General features: G+C 66.2%; 13 protein-coding genes. 1 reads left to right on the top strand and 12 read right to left on the bottom strand.

Going from position 1 to position 15395, the window contains the following annotated elements; genetic code table 11:
• Positions 1-26: 26 nt before the first annotated feature.
• Positions 27-1541, bottom strand: coding sequence for a DUF1501 domain-containing protein (locus tag J2W36_RS22865; RefSeq protein ID WP_307692073.1), 1515 nt, complete (start codon positions 1539-1541; stop codon positions 27-29).
• An 11-nt stretch (positions 1542-1552) separates the two neighbouring features.
• Positions 1553-3376 (bottom strand): DUF1800 domain-containing protein, encoded by a 1824-nt coding sequence (locus J2W36_RS22860; RefSeq protein WP_307692072.1) that lies wholly within the window; start codon positions 3374-3376, stop codon positions 1553-1555.
• Between the two features lie 238 nt (positions 3377-3614).
• On the opposite strand from J2W36_RS22860, the gene J2W36_RS22855 reads away from it, so the two are divergent.
• Positions 3615-4331 carry a hypothetical protein gene (locus tag J2W36_RS22855; protein WP_307692071.1) on the top strand — a complete coding sequence of 239 codons (717 nt, stop codon included), beginning with the start codon at positions 3615-3617 and terminating at the stop codon, positions 4329-4331.
• A 42-nt stretch (positions 4332-4373) separates the two neighbouring features.
• Here the strand turns inward: J2W36_RS22855 and J2W36_RS22850 are convergent, their stop codons facing one another.
• From J2W36_RS22850 to J2W36_RS22805, 10 genes are all read right to left on the bottom strand, one after another.
• Positions 4374-5102, bottom strand: a complete 729-nt coding sequence (locus J2W36_RS22850; protein ID WP_307692070.1) for an RNA polymerase sigma factor FliA — start codon at positions 5100-5102, stop codon at positions 4374-4376.
• A gap of 31 nt (positions 5103-5133) precedes the next feature.
• Positions 5134-5958, bottom strand: a complete 825-nt coding sequence (locus tag J2W36_RS22845; protein ID WP_307692069.1) for a MinD/ParA family ATP-binding protein — start codon at positions 5956-5958, stop codon at positions 5134-5136.
• Between the two features lie 10 nt (positions 5959-5968).
• Positions 5969-8407 carry a flagellar biosynthesis GTPase FlhF gene (gene flhF, locus J2W36_RS22840; protein WP_307692068.1) on the bottom strand — a complete coding sequence of 813 codons (2439 nt, stop codon included), beginning with the start codon at positions 8405-8407 and terminating at the stop codon, positions 5969-5971.
• A complete protein-coding gene (gene flhA / locus J2W36_RS22835) occupies positions 8404-10506 on the bottom strand; it encodes a flagellar biosynthesis protein FlhA (RefSeq protein ID WP_307692067.1) in 2103 nt (700 codons plus the stop codon). Before flhA ends, flhF begins: the two co-directional genes overlap by 4 nt.
• Positions 10503-11645, bottom strand: a complete 1143-nt coding sequence (flhB, locus tag J2W36_RS22830; RefSeq protein ID WP_307692066.1) for a flagellar biosynthesis protein FlhB — start codon at positions 11643-11645, stop codon at positions 10503-10505. Before flhB ends, flhA begins: the two co-directional genes overlap by 4 nt.
• A 119-nt stretch (positions 11646-11764) precedes the next feature.
• Positions 11765-12406, bottom strand: a complete 642-nt coding sequence (gene cheZ, locus J2W36_RS22825; RefSeq protein WP_307692065.1) for a protein phosphatase CheZ — start codon at positions 12404-12406, stop codon at positions 11765-11767.
• A gap of 1 nt (position 12407) precedes the next feature.
• A complete protein-coding gene (gene cheY / locus J2W36_RS22820) occupies positions 12408-12803 on the bottom strand; it encodes a chemotaxis response regulator CheY (RefSeq protein ID WP_307692107.1) in 396 nt (131 codons plus the stop codon).
• A 23-nt stretch (positions 12804-12826) separates the two neighbouring features.
• Complete coding sequence (locus tag J2W36_RS22815; protein WP_307692064.1) at positions 12827-13903, bottom strand: protein-glutamate methylesterase/protein-glutamine glutaminase; 1077 nt, start codon at positions 13901-13903, stop codon at positions 12827-12829.
• Positions 13900-14562: a chemoreceptor glutamine deamidase CheD gene (gene cheD, locus J2W36_RS22810; protein WP_307692063.1), complete on the bottom strand. Its 663-nt coding sequence runs from the start codon at positions 14560-14562 to the stop codon at positions 13900-13902. Before cheD ends, J2W36_RS22815 begins: the two co-directional genes overlap by 4 nt.
• Positions 14559-15386 carry a CheR family methyltransferase gene (locus tag J2W36_RS22805; protein ID WP_307692062.1) on the bottom strand — a complete coding sequence of 276 codons (828 nt, stop codon included), beginning with the start codon at positions 15384-15386 and terminating at the stop codon, positions 14559-14561. Before J2W36_RS22805 ends, cheD begins: the two co-directional genes overlap by 4 nt.
• Positions 15387-15395 lie beyond the last annotated feature (9 nt).

Here is a 15395-nt window from a genome sequence, read left to right as displayed (position 1 = left end):
GACCAGCGTTGCAGGTGGCGCCGCCGTCAGCCCATGAAGCCCAGGTCGCGCGGGTAGTCCGCCGAATTAAAGTTCTTCAGGTTCGGCAGGATGGCCGACAGGTTGGCATCGCCCACGCCGAACCATTTGGCCAGCGTGCCCGCGTACTGGTCCACCGAGGTGCCTGGAATCAACCGGCCCTGGCCGACATGGCCCTCGTAGCCGGGCAATGACGGGTTGTTGTTGATGCTCATCACCGGAGCCTTGCCGTAGAAGCGGTCGCGCCCGCGCACCGCGCCGCCCACCACGAAGTGGTGGCTGCCCCAGCCGTGGTCCGAACCGTCACCGTTGCTCGCCAGCGTGCGACCGAAGTCCGAGGCGGTGAAGCTGGTCACGCTGTTGCCCAGGCCCTGAGCGACCATCTCGCGATGGAAGGCGGTCATGGCATCGCTCAGACGGGCCAGCAGGACCGGATGATCGGCAATGAGGTTGTCGTGCATGTCGAAGCCGCCCATCGAGACGAAGAACACCTGGCGGCGCGCGCCGAGCGTGTTGCGCCCTCGGATGAGCTGCGCCACCATGGCAAGCTGCGAGGCCAGCGTGTTGGACGTGTAGCTGCCGCCTGGGTAGCTGATCGCGGCGGGCGAGCCGAGCGGGAAGGCGCCGCCCACCCCGGGCTGCCCGTTCGCATAGGCCGCACCCTTGGCGGCGTTGATCTGCGTTTCGGTGGCCACCGAGCGCGCCACCACACGGTTGTATTCGTTTTCCATTGGATGCGAGCGGGTCTGCTGGATGAGCTGGGTCATCGCCGCACGCACCGAGGACGAGCCGAAGACGTCGCTCTTGACGCCATTGATCGGGATCGCCCCCGTGGTGCTGACCTGGTAGGCCAGCGCCGTGTCCCCCGACAGGAACACCGCGTTGCCCGAGGTCGAGATGCAGGTGAAGAGGGAATTGGCGTTCTGCCCCATCATCAGGTCGCCGATGTGGCCACCCCAGCCCACGGTGGCACCTTCGGGCGAAGCCGACTGCCAGAACGAAGCCTGGTCGTTGTGCGAGAACAGTTTGGGCGGCAGCGGGTACTTGGTGCGGTCTGGGTTGTTGTACTGCGCACGCGTCAGCGGCACCACCAGCGGACCGACGTTCAGCTGCACGGCCACGGCACCCTCGGCGTTGTACAGGTTGGCCAATTGCGACATGGCCGGATGCAACGCGTACCGGCGGCCGTCGGCCAGCGGCGTGGTCGGATTGAGCACCGTGCCCGCCAGCGCCGATTGCGCGAGCGCGATGCCGCCAGCGGTGCGACCGGCACCCCCGGCGCGGATGGCGCTGTACGCGTCGTAAGTGGCGTTGTCATAGCCCACCACGGTGTTGGCATAGTCGTTGCCGCCGTTGAGATAGACGCACACCAGCGCCTTGTAGTCGGAGGCCGACTGCGCGGCGGCTTCACCCATTGCGGCCAGATTCATCGCGAAGGGCATGGCGGTGCCGGCGATGGCCAGATGGCCGCTGCGGCGCAGGAAAGCACGGCGCGACGCGCCATGAGGATCGATGACATGCATGAAGATGCTCCTTACTTCTGAACGATGTACTCGGCCGATGCCATCACCAGCAGGATCGCGGCGTACACACGGTTGTTCTTGGCGGCATCAGAGCTCGCCGTGGTGAGCGCGGGAGTGCCCAGCGCCGTGGCGATCAGGTCGCAGGTCGATGCGGAAAGCTGGTTGGCCGTCAGCAGCAGGTTCAACCGTGCCACCAGCGCCACCGGGTCGAGCACCAGGGCGAGTTCCGGCGTGTAGTCGGCCACGACATCCCGGTTGTTGAAACCGGTGCCGATCGCCCGCTGAATGAAGTTCAGATAGCCGCTCACGCTGGACTCGTTGACCAGCTGGAACTCCGGCGCAACCTGACCCGTCCCCGCCATGGCCGTCGATGGCGGCACGTAGCCGGGCCGGAAGAAGTTGAAGACCGAGGGCGAACGCAAGGGGCTCTGGCCGAGACTGGTGTCGTTGGCGGTGCTGCCGATCTTCCACGTGCCCAGCTTGGAATCGACGCGAAAGGTGCGGCCCCATTGCACGAAACGCAGCATGGGTTCGCGCAGCTTTCCGAACTTCGGGTCCGCCAGGCCCTCGGTGCCACGCGCCTCCGGGTCGAGCAGCACGGCCATCACCACGCTGGGCATGTCGCCGCGCACGCCGGCGCTGTTGCTGGCGAAAGCACGGGCGACACGCGCGATGTAGGCCGGGCTGGGGTTGCTGGTGACCAGCCGCTGGATCAGTTGCCTGCCGATGAATGGGCCGACGTTGGGATGGTTGAACAGTGCGTCGAGCGCCATGCCCAGGGCCGCTTTTCCTTCCGTGTTGGCGGGCACCGTCGTACCGAGGAAGGTGGCGGCCAGCATGGAGTGGTTGGAGGCGGTCAATGCCATCGGGCGCCGCGTCCAGGCGTTGCTCTCGATCATGGTCGACGAGCCAGGGATGTTGAATGTGCCGCGCTCCGACGCGAGGATGTCGACGTTGTACCCCGTGAAGACGCGCGCCAGGTTGACCACATCGTCCTGCGTGTAGGTGTAGAGCGGAAGGCCGTCGGCGCCCTTCTTCACGCTGCCGTCCTGCTCGAGCTGATAGAGCCCGATGGTCATCAGCTGCATCACCTCGCGGGCGTAGTTCTCGTCGGGCATGCGGCCCGCTGCATTCTCTTTCTGGCTGCCCGCGGAATTGAGGTAGTAGCCCATGGCCGGACTCAGGGTCACGTTCTCCAGGAGCGTGCGGAAGTTGCCCGATGCGCCGGCATTCAGGATGTCCCAATAGGCGGCATACATCAGATCAGGCCAGTAGGTGATCACCGTGGCGGAGACGACGAAGATCTCGCTCAGCGCCAGGGCCACGCGCTTTCGCACGGCGTCCGAGGACGACATGAGCTGATTCCAGAGCATGTCGTCGATGGTCAGGGCGCCGCGGGGTCGGCCGTTGATCCAGTCCCATCCGGCGGTCGTCGCTGGCGCAGCGAACTGGGCCGCGAGCCACCCCGCCTCGCCTTGGGATCGGACCGCGGCAATGTCACTGTCCGATGCAGAGAACTGGGCTCGCAAAAGGAATCGTGCCGCAGCCGCCGTGGCCGCGGCTTCGGCCACGGCGACCGGATCCGATGGCGTGCTGGCGGCGCCACCCACGGTGGTCGTGCCGGAGCCGGCGCCACTCGCCGTCGTCGTGCCGGAGCCGCCACCGCCCCCACCGCAGGCCGCCAGCACGGCCGAAGCCAGGGACGTCCCGACGAAGGCGGCACGACGGATGAAGGGACGGCGGTCCGCGCGCTCGGGCGCGGCGCGCATCACGCCCGGATGTGCATCGGCTTCGACAGGATTCGAATCGAAGGACGGGGATGGAAGAGGTTTCATCATGAATCCGAAAGATGGGTCTGGTCCCTCTATCGGCACAGCAGCCCTGCCTTTGAGCGTCTGTTCGGCACACAGGGCGAGACTTCACTTTTTGTTCACGAATCCGTGACTTTCATGTCGGTCCTGTGCCCCATTCCATTGCATGGGCTGGGGCGATCCATCGGCGGTCACCTTCAGTTTTCTCCCTGAATGCCGACAAAGGAACGTGCGCGCATGCCCAACGACTCCGAGGACCTTGATGAAATCACTCGCCCCCACGTTCCTGGCTGCCCTGATGGGCGCCGGGTCTTCAGCGCAGGCGGCCGAACGCGAAGACACGGACGTGCAATGGCGACTGGTGGGTTCAGGCCTGTCGCGGCATTCAAGCCGCGCAGATGGGCGCATCGAGGTGCCGGCGTACGGCGTGCAGCAATGCAGCGAGGACGCGGGCGGCACTCAGTGCACGCGGCGGATCGTGCCGGCGCGTCGCGGCTATGAGAGCCGCAACTTCGGCATGGGCATACAGCGCCTGCAGTCCGGTGCTGATGCACCCGCTCGCCGGGACATCCTCTTTGCCACGGCGTTGCGCGACAGCTATGACCAACCGGGCTTGATGGTCGGCTGGGGCCGCACCTGGCCGCTGGCCAGCTGGGGGAGTTTCTCGCTCGACGCGGGCGTGGCCGCGGGCCTGTGGTATCGGACCACGATCAAGGGCGAGGCGCCTGCCGGCCGCGTCACCTACTGTCCTTCCGGCTACCGACCCAATGCGGCAAGCTGCCCGGCGAGCCCGAACGAGCTGTATCTGGAAACCGTGCTTCAACGCAAGATCGTGCCCTTCGTGCTGCCGCTCGCATCGATCACGGAACGGCGCACCCGTCTCGGGCTCGACATCAGTTTCCTGCCACGCTACCGCATGGATGGGCGCACCGCACCTTCCACGCTCATGGTGCAACTGAGCTACCAGTTGTCTTTCTGAGTTGGCGTGAGGGGCGATCTGACACGTTCGCCAGAGACCGCTTCAAGGCCGCAGCCGCGCCCGCAGGCGGCTGATCGCCTGGGCGTGGAGCTGGCACACGCGACTCTGACTCACCTCCAGAATGGCCCCGATCTCGCGCAGGTTCAGCTCCTGCTCGTAGTACAGGCTCATGAGCAACTGGTCGCGCTCGGGCAACGCCTTGATTGCAGCGACCAGCTGCTGGCGCAGATCGCTTTCGAGCAGTTGCTCCTCGGGATCGGAGCCGCCATAGCGGTCCATCCGCGCTTCCTTGGCGAACAGGTCGAGAAAGGCATTCTCGGAATCGTCCTTGGAAAAGTCCTCGACGTAGAGCAACTGGCAACCACGGATCTCCTGCAGCAGACTGCGGTAGGACTCGAGGTCGAGCGCCAGTTCCTGTGCGATCTCCGCCTCGGAGGGTGCACGTCCGTGACGGTGTTCCAGCGCCTGGACCGCCTTTTCCACGCGCCGCGCCGATTGCCGCAGGCCGCGCGAACCCCAGTCGTTGGCGCGCAGTTCGTCGAGCATCGCTCCGCGAATGCGCTGGCCCGCGAAGGTCTCGAACTTCGCGCCACGGTTGTCCTCGTAGCGATTGGAGGCATCGAGCAGGCCGAGCATGCCGGCCTGGATCAGATCGTCGAGCTCCACGCTCGCCGGTAGCCTGGACATCATCTGCAATGCAATGCGCCGCACCATCGGCTGGTGCTGCTTGAGGAGATGGGATTTCTCGATGTTTCCCTGAGCTGTGTACATAAGCACCTTGATTCGATTCGATACGCCTGGCTCAGCGAGCCGCCGCATGCAGCGCCGGACGCAGGCCCGAGGCCAATGACGCACTGCGCGAGCTGCTCTGCCCGCTGCCGGCACGTGGGGAGATGGCGGCGGGCACGTCGGTCCAGCGCCAGATACCGTCGGCCACGCGCCGGAAGTCCTCCGCGGCCTCGCTGCCTGGAAAGGAATCCACCACGTTCTCGCCCAGCAGACGTGCATCGACCACATGCGGGTCGAAGCGGATCCAGCCGGCCGGCCGCAGCGCCACCGTGAGGTAGCGGCTTCCCGCCTGGTCCAGGTTGCGCATGATCTGGCGCGCCTGGTCGACGCCCGTGACGCCGTTGACGAGCACGCGCAACTGCCGCAACGCGTGCGCCTGATGCAGTCGCTTGATGCCCGAGAACGTCGACGTGATGGAAGGCGCAGTCGGCTTGAGCACCAGCATCACCTCGTCGGCCGCGCAGCCCAGCGGCGACAGCCCACCCGCCGCATCCAGGGCGGCGTCGATCAGCACCACGTCGCAGCGCGCCTGGCTGCACAACGCCGCCACGGCGCCCGTGTCGACCGCGCTGGCCGACCGCAGGGTCAGGCTGCCGGGATGGCCCGCGCCGTTGCCCGTGACGACCGCTGCGAGCGCTTCGGGAGGCATCGTGCCTTCGGCATATTCCGTCAGGATCGTCACGTCCTTGCCCTGTCGCACCATCGCTGCGCCCAGGTTGCGCACCGCCGTGCTCGAGCCAGCCTGCCAGCCGGTGTTGGCCACTGCGACCACACGCGTGGGTGTTCTCACCAGCAGCCGGCGCAATCCTTCGGCCTGATCGGCGATCCAAGGGCTCATGCAGCCGGCCTCACTCAACATGGCCCACCGCCGCGACTTGCATGGCCTGTGCGGGCTCGCTGCCCAGCGCATCGAGCAGCAGGAACAGCTTGCCCATGCCCGCGAAGGCGATGCTCCCGGGGAGCGGGCGGTCGCCCCGCGTGATCCGGCCAGTCAACCGCACCAGCAAGGCACGGCTGCGTGCAGCCCATGCCGCTTGCGTCTGGAGCAACCGCCACACCGTGGTGCACACCTGCCCCATGGCCATCAGCCGCTTCATGAGTTCGGGGTCGCCGAGCTCGCCCAGGCCGCCGAGCGCCGCTGCGCCGTGCCGCAGCAGGCGGAAGCACCCTTCGGCCTCCAGGCCCCAGGCGTTCCAGCGCGCCAATTGTTCGGCGCTCACCTCGCTTGCCAGATTCGACAGCATGAAACACTGGCTCAGCAGCTTGTGGGTGCGTGGGTCGAGGAGTTGCACGGCCACGCAGCGCAGCAGGGGCGCGTCGGCCGCTTGCGCCACCGCGATGCCCGGGCGCAGCATCACGTCGACCTGCGCTTCGCGCTGCAACACGACCTTGCCGCGAAAGCTCACGGGCCGCGCGGCGCCAAAGCTGAAGTCCAGGCGCGAGAGCACGCGCGACATGCCGGTGCGATGGTCGGTGACCACGGTCGATGCCGCGGCGCGGGCGAGCCAGCGCACACCGTTCAGATGCCATTGCAGCGCCATGTCCATGCTGGGCGCCTTGGTCAGCAGATGGACCATCGGCAGCGGTGTGGGCTGCTGGCTGGCCCAGAGCACCTGCCGCGCACCTTGATGGCGTTGCGGGTCCTTGGGATCGCGCACCGATGCGGTGGCCAGCCACTGGTTGGGCATGGCGAAAGGCAGTCCGTTGCGGTCCGACAGCAACAGCGAGGCATGGCAGACGAAAGCCTCATCGCCTGCGCGCAGCGATGCCTGGCCCGTGAGCGCCAGCACATGGCGGTCGCATTGCCCGGTGGCCGCGGTCAGGCGGCCCGTGCCGAGCTTTTGCACCACGTCACCATGGGCCACGCCCGCATCGCCGGCAAAACGCCACAGATCGCGCGCCTCCACGAAGCCCAGCGGGGCCTCCTCCAGCGACTGGGCAATGGCGCCAAGCTCCTCGGCGTCGTGCGCCATGGCCTGGATCAGCTTCTGGTAGCGATGGCGCAGGCGCTCCGACTCGGCCTGCTCGTTCGCCATCAACGCCACGGTCTCGGCGGCCGGCTCGGCGCGGTCCTGCAGATCGGCCTCGCCCGGCACGAACAGCGCACTGCGGCTGTGCGCCTGGAACACGCTGTCGATGAGCGACTCGCGGTCGGCCAGCATCAGGTTCTCGGGAACCTTCTGGCCGCTGGAGACGTAATGCACCGGCAGGCGATGGCGGATGACCGTGTCGATGAGCGCGCCCGGGTGCGTGGCTTCGTCGACCTTGGTGAAGATGCAGCCCGACAGCTCGGCGCCGCCCGCCGCATGGCGGTACGCGTGCACGACTTCGTTGAGCGTGTCGCCGTGGCTGGTCGCGTTGAGCAGCAGCAGGCGCTTGACGGGCCGGTGGCCGCTGTTGAGCATGGCGATCTGCTCGGGCACGGCGCGGTCGCGCTGGCTCATGCCCACGGTGTCGATGAGCACCATGTGCTTGTCGCGCAGATCGTGCAGCACCAGCTGCAGGTCGGCCGCGTCCTTGACCGCGTGCACGGGCACGTCGAGGATCTTGCCGTAGATGCGCAGCTGTTCGTAGGCGCCGATGCGGTAGCCGTCGGTGGTCACCAGCGCCAGCTTGTCGGCACCGAAGCGCATCACGCAGCGCGCCGCCAGTTTGGCCGTGGTGGTGGTCTTGCCCACGCCCGTCGGACCCATGAGTGCGTACACGCCGCCCTGCGCGAGCAGCGCGTCTTCGTCCGCCTGCACAGGCACCGCGCGGATGAGCTCCGAGCGGATGAAGGCCATGCCCTGGGCGAGCGTCTGGCCGGTCGGGAACTTCTCCAGCATCGCCTTGGACAACCGGGCGCTGAAGCCCGCGCCCAGCAACGTGCGCAGCAAGCGGCCACGCAGCGGATCGCGGCGCTGCTTGTCGTTCCAGACCACGCTGGCGAGCTGCTCTTCGATCATCCCGCGCATCGAGTGCAGCTCGGTCAGCAGGGCGTCATTGCCGGTCGTGGCCTCGGCGGCGACTGCAGGCGCCGGGACGATTGCAGGTGCCGCAGGAGGCACGGCCGGGCGCGGCGGTACGGCCGCAGCGACGGGTACGAACGCTGGGGCAGGCGGCGTGCGGTCGACCACCTCGGAGAGATCGTCGGGCGCCATCGCCACGATCTCGATGCCGTCGGCGAGCAGCCGGCTGTTGAGCACCATCGCTTCGGGGCCCAAGGCTTCGCGCGCCAGGCGCAGCGCCTCGCGGGCGGTGGGTGCAACGAACTTGCGCGTTGCGTTCTTGTCGAGAGACTGGGTCAAACTCGTCCTCCAATGGTGGCGGTAATCTTGATGATTCGGGAATCAGGAATCTCGGCCTGCGACAGCACCTTGAGCCGAGGCAGGCTGCGTCGCAGAAAGCGCGAGAGCAGCACACGCAGCGAGTGCTGGACCACCAGGACGGGCGGCAGGCCCTTTTCTTCCTGGCGGGCCATGGCGACCGAGGCCTGCTTGATCAGCACCTCGGCCAGGCCGGGCTCGATGCCGCTGCTGTTGTTCATCGCCTGGTTCAGCACGCCGTCGAGCGCGCTGTCCAGGCCGATGACCTGCAGCTCGCCGTCGCCAGGGAACAGCTGCTGGGTGATTGCACGGCCCAGCGCCAGGCGCACCAGCGAAGTCAGCTCGATGGCCTCCTTCACGGTCGGCGCATGCTCGGCCAGGATGTCGAGGATCGTGCGCATGTCGCGGATCGGCACCTCCTCGTCGAGCAGGTTCTGCAGCACCTTGTGCAGCACGCTGAGCGTGAGCACCTTGGGCACCAGGTCTTCGGTCAGCTTGGGTGCCGTCTTGGCGATCTGGTCGAGCAGCTGCTGGACTTCCTGGCGGCCCAGCAACGAAGCCGCATGGGTCTGGATCAGGTGGTTCAGGTGCGTGGCCATCACGGTGCACGCATCGACCACCGTGTAACCGAGCACCTGCGCCTGCTGGCGCAGGTTGGCCTCGATCCACACGGCAGGCAGGCCGAAGGCGGGGTCCTGGGTCGGCGTGCCGGCCAGTGTGCCCTTCACGTTGCCCGGGTCGATGGCCATGAACTGCGTGGGGAACGCCTCGCCGCGGCCGATCTCCACGCCCTTGAGCTTGATCACATAGGCGTTCGGCTTGATTTCCAGGTTGTCGCGGATGTGGACGACCGGCACCAGAAAACCGAGCTCCTGCGCGATCTTCTTGCGGATGCTCTTGATGCGTCCGAGCAGTTCGCCGTTCTGCGCCTGGTCGACCAGCGGGATGAGCCGGTAGCCGACCTCCATGCCCAGCGGCTCGACCAGCGCCACGTCGTCCCAGGTCGCTTCGGCCGACTCGGGCGCGGCCACGGCAGAGGCCGCTGCCTGGCTGGCCTGCTGTTGCTGCTCGGCCGTCGGCTCGGGCTTGCGCAGCATCACCTTGCGCCCCAGCCAGGCGAGACCGCCTGCGATGAGCAGGAAAGAGACGTTCGGCATGCCGGGAATCAACCCCATCAAGCCGATGATGGCCGCCGTCAGGAACAACACCTGCGGGTTGGAGAAGAGCTGCCCGGTGAGCTGGCGGCCCACGTCCTCGTCGGTCGTCACCCGCGAGACGATCACGCCGGCGGCCGTCGAGATCACGAGCGCCGGGATCTGCGCCACCAGGCCGTCGCCAATGGCCAGCAGCGTGTAGGTCTCCACGGCCGTCGAGAAGTTCAGGTCGTGCTGCAGCATGCCCACGATCAGGCCGCCGATGATGTTGATCACCATGATGAGCAGGCCCGCCACCGCGTCGCCGCGCACGAACTTGCTGGCACCGTCCATCGAGCCGTAGAAGTCGGCCTCCTGCGCCACTTCCTTGCGGCGCTTGCGGGCCACGTCCTCGCCGATCAGGCCGGCATTGAGGTCGGCGTCGATCGCCATCTGCTTGCCGGGCATCGCGTCGAGCATGAAGCGTGCGCCGACTTCGGCAATGCGGCCCGCGCCCTTGGTGATCACCATGAAGTTGATCAGCACCAGGATGATGAACACCATCACGCCCACGGCGAAGTTGCCGCCCACCAGGAAGTGGCCGAAAGCCTCGATCACCTTGCCGGCCGCGTCCGGGCCGGTGTGGCCGTGCATCAGCACGACGCGGGTAGACGCCACATTCAGAGACAGGCGCAGCAAGGTGGAGAAAAGGAGCACGGCCGGGAAGGCCGCGAAGTCGAGCGCCTTCATGGTGTACATGCTGACCAGCAGCACCATGATCGACAGCGCGATGTTGAAGGTGAAGAACAGGTCGAGCAGGACGGGCGGCAGCGGCAGCACCATCATGCTCAGGATCATCACGATCAGGAGCGGGCCCGTCAGCCCCTTCATGTAGTTGCCCTGCAGCAGCTTGGACGGCGAGCGCATCATGTCGGCCAGCGCGTTCATGCAGCCACCGCCGGGATCTCGAGTTCAGCGGGCACCGGCAGGTTCGACGGCGTACGGGGTGCCTCGCCACCCTCCTCTTTCCAGCGGCGCAGCTGGTAGACCCACGCCAGCACCTCGGCCACGGCCGTGTACAAGCCGGCCGGAATCTCGCTGCCCAGCAGGGTGTGCTTGTAGAGTGACCGCGTGAGCGAAGGCGCCTCCAGGATCGGCACGCCGTTTTCCGCGGCGATCTCCCGAATGCGCAGCGCCACCAGGTCGGTGCCCTTGGCCACGACACGTGGCGCGCGCATGTCGCTGTCGATGTAGCGCAGGGCAACGGCAAAGTGGGTCGGGTTGGTGACCACGATATCGGCCTTGGGCACCTCGCCCATCATGCGGCGCTTGGCGGCCTGCTGCTGCAGGCGCTTGATCTGCGACTTGATGTGCGGATCGCCTTCGCTTTCCTTGTGCTCCTGGCGCAGCTCTTCGCGCGACATGCGCAGCTTGCGGAAATGCGTCCAGAGCTGCCACGGCACGTCGATCAACGCGACCACCAGCAGCGCACCGGCAGTCAGCGCGCAGCTGCGGGCGACCAGCCAGACGGCATCGCGCAGTGCCACCGAAGCGGGCTGCGTCATCAACGCCAGCACGCTGTCGAAGTTGTCCTTGATCACCCAATAGCCGACGCCACCCACCAGCAAGGTCTTGGCCAGCGCCTTGACGAGCTCGACGAGGGTGTGGGAGGAGACCATCCGGACCAGGCCGGAGAAAGGGTTGAGCTTGCTGAACTTAGGCGCCACGGCCTTGGCCGAAAGCAGCCAGCCGCCCAGCAGCATCGGGCCGACCACCGCCATCAGGACCAGCATGCCGAACAGCGGCAGCATGGCCAGCAGGGCATGGAATACAGAGCCTGCGAATTGCACCGCCATCTGGCTGGGCTCGAAGGCCGCGCGCCGGTCGAACTGCAGCGAATTGCGCAGCCCTAAGTCCAGCGCCTGGACCACCGGCCCCGATGTGAACCACAGACCGGCGAAGGCCGTGCCGAGCATCAGGAAGGTCGACAGCTCGCGCGACCGGACGACAGTGCCTTCTTCGCGCGCCTTGTCCAGGCGCTGCTGTGAGGCTGGCTCCGTCTTTTCGAGATCGCTTTCTTCTGCCATTCATGCTCCATGCAAGCCGTGGCGGTTTCGCCAGCTGATGAGCAATTATTGGTGGCCCCCCTGCAGGCCAATGAAGCGATCAGACGTGCAAACGAAGCATTCCTCGCAGGATCGGACGCTCAGAATCCGAGGCTCGCGAGCAGGTCGTCGACCTGCCCCTGGTCGGCCACGGCATCGGGATTGCCGGCCTTGACCTGCGGGCCGTTCTGCAGACCCAGAGGCTCATTGCGCTTCTCGACCATGGGTGAGTTGTCGATCAGCACCTGCAGGAGCTGGGTCTCGACCTCGTTGACCACCTCCATCATCTTCTTGATCACCTGACCCGTCAGATCCTGGAAGTCCTGCGCCATCATGATCTCCATCAACTGGGCGTTGATGGCGCTGGTCTTGGCGGGCACACCCTGCAGGTAACCACGCGTGTCGAGCACCAGTTCGCGCGCCTGGTCGAGCTCGACCGGGCTTTCGAACCAGCCGTCCCAGCGCTTGGTCAATGCCTTGGCGTCGGCCGCCAGCGACTCCTGCAGCGGCTGGGCGATCTCGATCGCGTTGAGCGACCGGTCCGCTGCGCGTTCGGTCATGCTCGCGACGTACTTCAGGCGGTCACGCGCATCGGGAATGGCATCGGCGACCTTGCTGACCTGCTTGTCCAACCCAAGTTCGCGAAGTCCTTCGCGCAACTGGCGGGTCAGCATGCCAATGCGATTGAGCAGTTGCTCGGCGGTGTTTCCGGGATCTCCCGGCATTTCGGCTGGTAGCGACATGTCAGGCGGCCTCTTTGTTGATCTTCTCGAAGATCTTGGTGATCTTTTCTTCGAGCGTGGCCGCAGTGAAGGGTTTGACCACGTAGCCGTTGGCGCCCGCCTGCGCGGCCGCAATGATGTTTTCCTTCTTGGCCTCCGCAGTGACCATCAGGACGGGCAGCTTGCAGAGTTCCGGATCGGCCCGAATGGCTTGCAGCATGCTCAGACCATCCATGTTGGGCATGTTCCAGTCGGACACGACGAAGCCGAAGTTGCCGCCACGCAGCTTCTCCAGGCCGGCCGCGCCATCCTCCGCCTCGTCCACGTTCAGGAACTCGAGTTCCTTGAGCAAGTTTCGAACGATGCGCCGCATGGTCGGGAAGTCGTCCACGACCAAGATCTTGGTACTTTTTTGAATCACTCTGTTTTCCTCATGTCGTATCAAACCCGGTTGGTGCGCGCGCCGAACGTGCGAAGGCGCGCCAGCACACGCCGGCTCATTTCACCCAACGGCGATATCTCATCCGCCGCACCCAAAGCGATCGCCTCCCTCGGCATGCCGAACACCACGCAGCTGGCCTCGTCCTGCGCCAGCGTGTAGGCGCCGGCCTGTCGCATGCGCAGCAGCCCTTCCGCGCCGTCCTTGCCCATGCCGGTGAGCAGCACGCCAATGGCGTTCTTGCCGGCATGGCGCGCGGCCGAGTCGAACAGCACATCGATCGATGGGCGGTGGCGATTGACCGGCGGCTCCTGGTCCAGGCGGACCACGTAGTTCGCGCCACTGCGGCTGAGCGACATGTGAAAGCCGCCAGGTGCCAGATAGGCATAGCCCGGAAGCACGCGCTCGCCGTCGATGGCCTCCTTGACCGTGATGCTGCACAACCCGTCCAGACGTTGCGCGAACGACTTGGTGAATCCGCCAGGCATGTGCTGCGCGATGAGCACCCCGGGGCTGTCGGCAGGCAGCGGCTGCAGCACTTCCTTGATGGCTTCAGTGCCACCCGTGGAGGCACCGATGATGATGAGCTTTTCAGTGCTCAGCAGCGGGCTGCCGATCGGCGCCTCGGTTGCCACGCTCGCGCCTTTGGCCAGTGCGCCCAGGCGTGGCGCGGGCAGCTTGGCCATGGAAGCCGCGCGGATCTTGGTGGCGATGAGCTCCGTGTAATTGATGAGCCCGTCGCGCACGCCCAGTTTGGGCTTGGTCACGAAGTCGATGGCGCCGAGTTCCAGCGCACGCAGCGCAATTTCCGAGCCGCGTTCGGTCAGCGAAGACACCATGAGCACCGGCGTGGGCCGCAGGCGCATGAGCTTCTCGAGGAACTCCAGGCCATCCATGCGCGGCATTTCCACGTCGAGCGTCACGACGTCCGGGTTCAGCGACTTGATGAGGTCGCGCGCGAGCAACGGGTCGGCAGCCGTTCCCACCACGGTCATGTCCGGCTGGCTGTTGATGATCTCGGTCATCACATTGCGGATCAGCGCCGAGTCGTCGACGCATAGCACCTTGATCTGTTTCACGGCTCGGTGCTCCTGGGGCGTTCTGTAAGAAATGAATAGACAGGCGGCGGCCGCGAACTTGCGGTCGCAGTCGCCGCCAAGGGGATCGCCGCCTTGCGCAGCAATTCGCCCTCCACCGCCTGCACGGCGCTGACGTCGCTCTGCGCGCGGAGTTTCTTGACGACCGCACGCCCCGTCGCGCCGAAGAAGCAGACCCGTCGTGCACTGGGGCCGCGCAGGTCCTGCGCAGAGAGGGTGATGCCCTCGGCGCGCAGGTACCGCAGCGCAAAGTCGGCATTGCGATCGCCGATGTTCAGCGTCGTCATGTTGGCGAGCACCGCGCCACCGCCAAAGATCTTGGCCTGCAGCTTGGCGCGGCGCGCTCCGCGTTGCATCATTTCGCGCACCAGCACGTCCATGGCGTAGCCGCCGTAGCGCATCGCCTCGGCATGGGTGTGGGCACCGGGGTCGGCATCAGGCAGCATGAAGTGGTTCATGCCCGAGACACCGGCTTCGGCGTCGAGCAGGCAGGCGGCCACGCAGGAACCGAGCACGGTGGTCATCACCGTGCCGGTGGTGGAGACGAAATACTCCGACGGCAGCAGCCGCACGGCCATGCTCGCGCAGTCACGGTCGTAGTAATGGTGGCTGGCGATCGCGTCGGGACCCGCAAAGGTCATCGCACACCCGCCTTGCGTGGCAACTGGTAGACCGTCGGCCCGACCGATTTGAAGTTCGGGTCAACCAGCGAGGCGTTCTCCGAATGGCCCGCGAACAGCAGACCGCCAGGCTTGAGCAGCGTCTCGAAGCGTTCAAGGATCTTGCGCTGCGTCGGCTTGTCGAAATAGATCATCACGTTGCGGCAGAAGATCGCGTCGACCGGCTCCTTGACCGACCACGACGGGTCCAGCAGGTTGAGCCGACTGAACTTGACCAGCCCGGCGACCTCGGCGCGCACGCGCACCTTGCCTTCGTTGGCGCCCGTGCCCTTGTGGAAGAACTTGCGCAGCCGCTCGGGCGACATGCCCTTGACCTGTTCGGTCGTGAAGGTCGCCGTCGCCGCCTTGGCCAGCACAGCCGTGTCGATGTCCGTGGAAATGACACGGGCCGAGGCCGCCTTGGCCCCCAGCGCTTCGGTCAGCGTGATGGCCAGCGAATAGGGTTCCTCACCCGTCGACGCCGCAGCGCACCAGACGGTCACCGGCTCGGTGCACTTCTTCACATGGTCGGCCAGCACGGGAAAGTGATGCGCTTCGCGAAAGAAGGACGTGAGGTTGGTCGTCAGCGAATTGATGAACGACTGCCACTCCGCCGAGTTCGGGTCCGCTTCGAGCGAACGCAGGTAAGACGCAAAATCGGTCATCTGCAGCTCGCGCAGTCGGCGCGACAGCCGGCTGTAGACCATCTGCGCCTTCTGCTCGCCCAGCGAAATCCCGGCCTTGCCATGGATCAGGCTGCGCACTTTGGCAAAGTCGCTGTCGGTGAAAGTAAATTCGGAGTTCACGTGGGTCTC

The sequence above is a fragment of the Variovorax ginsengisoli genome (assembly GCF_030811835.1).
GTDB lineage: Bacteria > Pseudomonadota > Gammaproteobacteria > Burkholderiales > Burkholderiaceae_C > Variovorax > Variovorax ginsengisoli_C.
This window is presented reverse-complemented; position numbering and strand designations above follow the sequence as displayed.

What these genes read in the sequence shown, in the direction of transcription:
- flhA (WP_307692067.1), bottom strand. Translation starts at nt 10,506, where the DNA reads ATGAACGCGCTGGCCGACATGATGCGCTCGCCGTCCAAGCTGCTGCAG.
- J2W36_RS22860 (WP_307692072.1), bottom strand. Translation starts at nt 3,376, where the DNA reads ATGAAACCTCTTCCATCCCCGTCCTTCGATTCGAATCCTGTCGAAGCC.
- J2W36_RS22850 (WP_307692070.1), bottom strand. Translation starts at nt 5,102, where the DNA reads ATGTACACAGCTCAGGGAAACATCGAGAAATCCCATCTCCTCAAGCAG.
- J2W36_RS22845 (WP_307692069.1), bottom strand. Translation starts at nt 5,958, where the DNA reads ATGAGCCCTTGGATCGCCGATCAGGCCGAAGGATTGCGCCGGCTGCTG.
- J2W36_RS22865 (WP_307692073.1), bottom strand. Translation starts at nt 1,541, where the DNA reads ATGCATGTCATCGATCCTCATGGCGCGTCGCGCCGTGCTTTCCTGCGC.
- cheZ (WP_307692065.1), bottom strand. Translation starts at nt 12,406, where the DNA reads ATGTCGCTACCAGCCGAAATGCCGGGAGATCCCGGAAACACCGCCGAG.
- cheD (WP_307692063.1), bottom strand. Translation starts at nt 14,562, where the DNA reads ATGACCTTTGCGGGTCCCGACGCGATCGCCAGCCACCATTACTACGAC.
- J2W36_RS22855 (WP_307692071.1), top strand. Translation starts at nt 3,615, where the DNA reads ATGAAATCACTCGCCCCCACGTTCCTGGCTGCCCTGATGGGCGCCGGG.
- flhB (WP_307692066.1), bottom strand. Translation starts at nt 11,645, where the DNA reads ATGGCAGAAGAAAGCGATCTCGAAAAGACGGAGCCAGCCTCACAGCAG.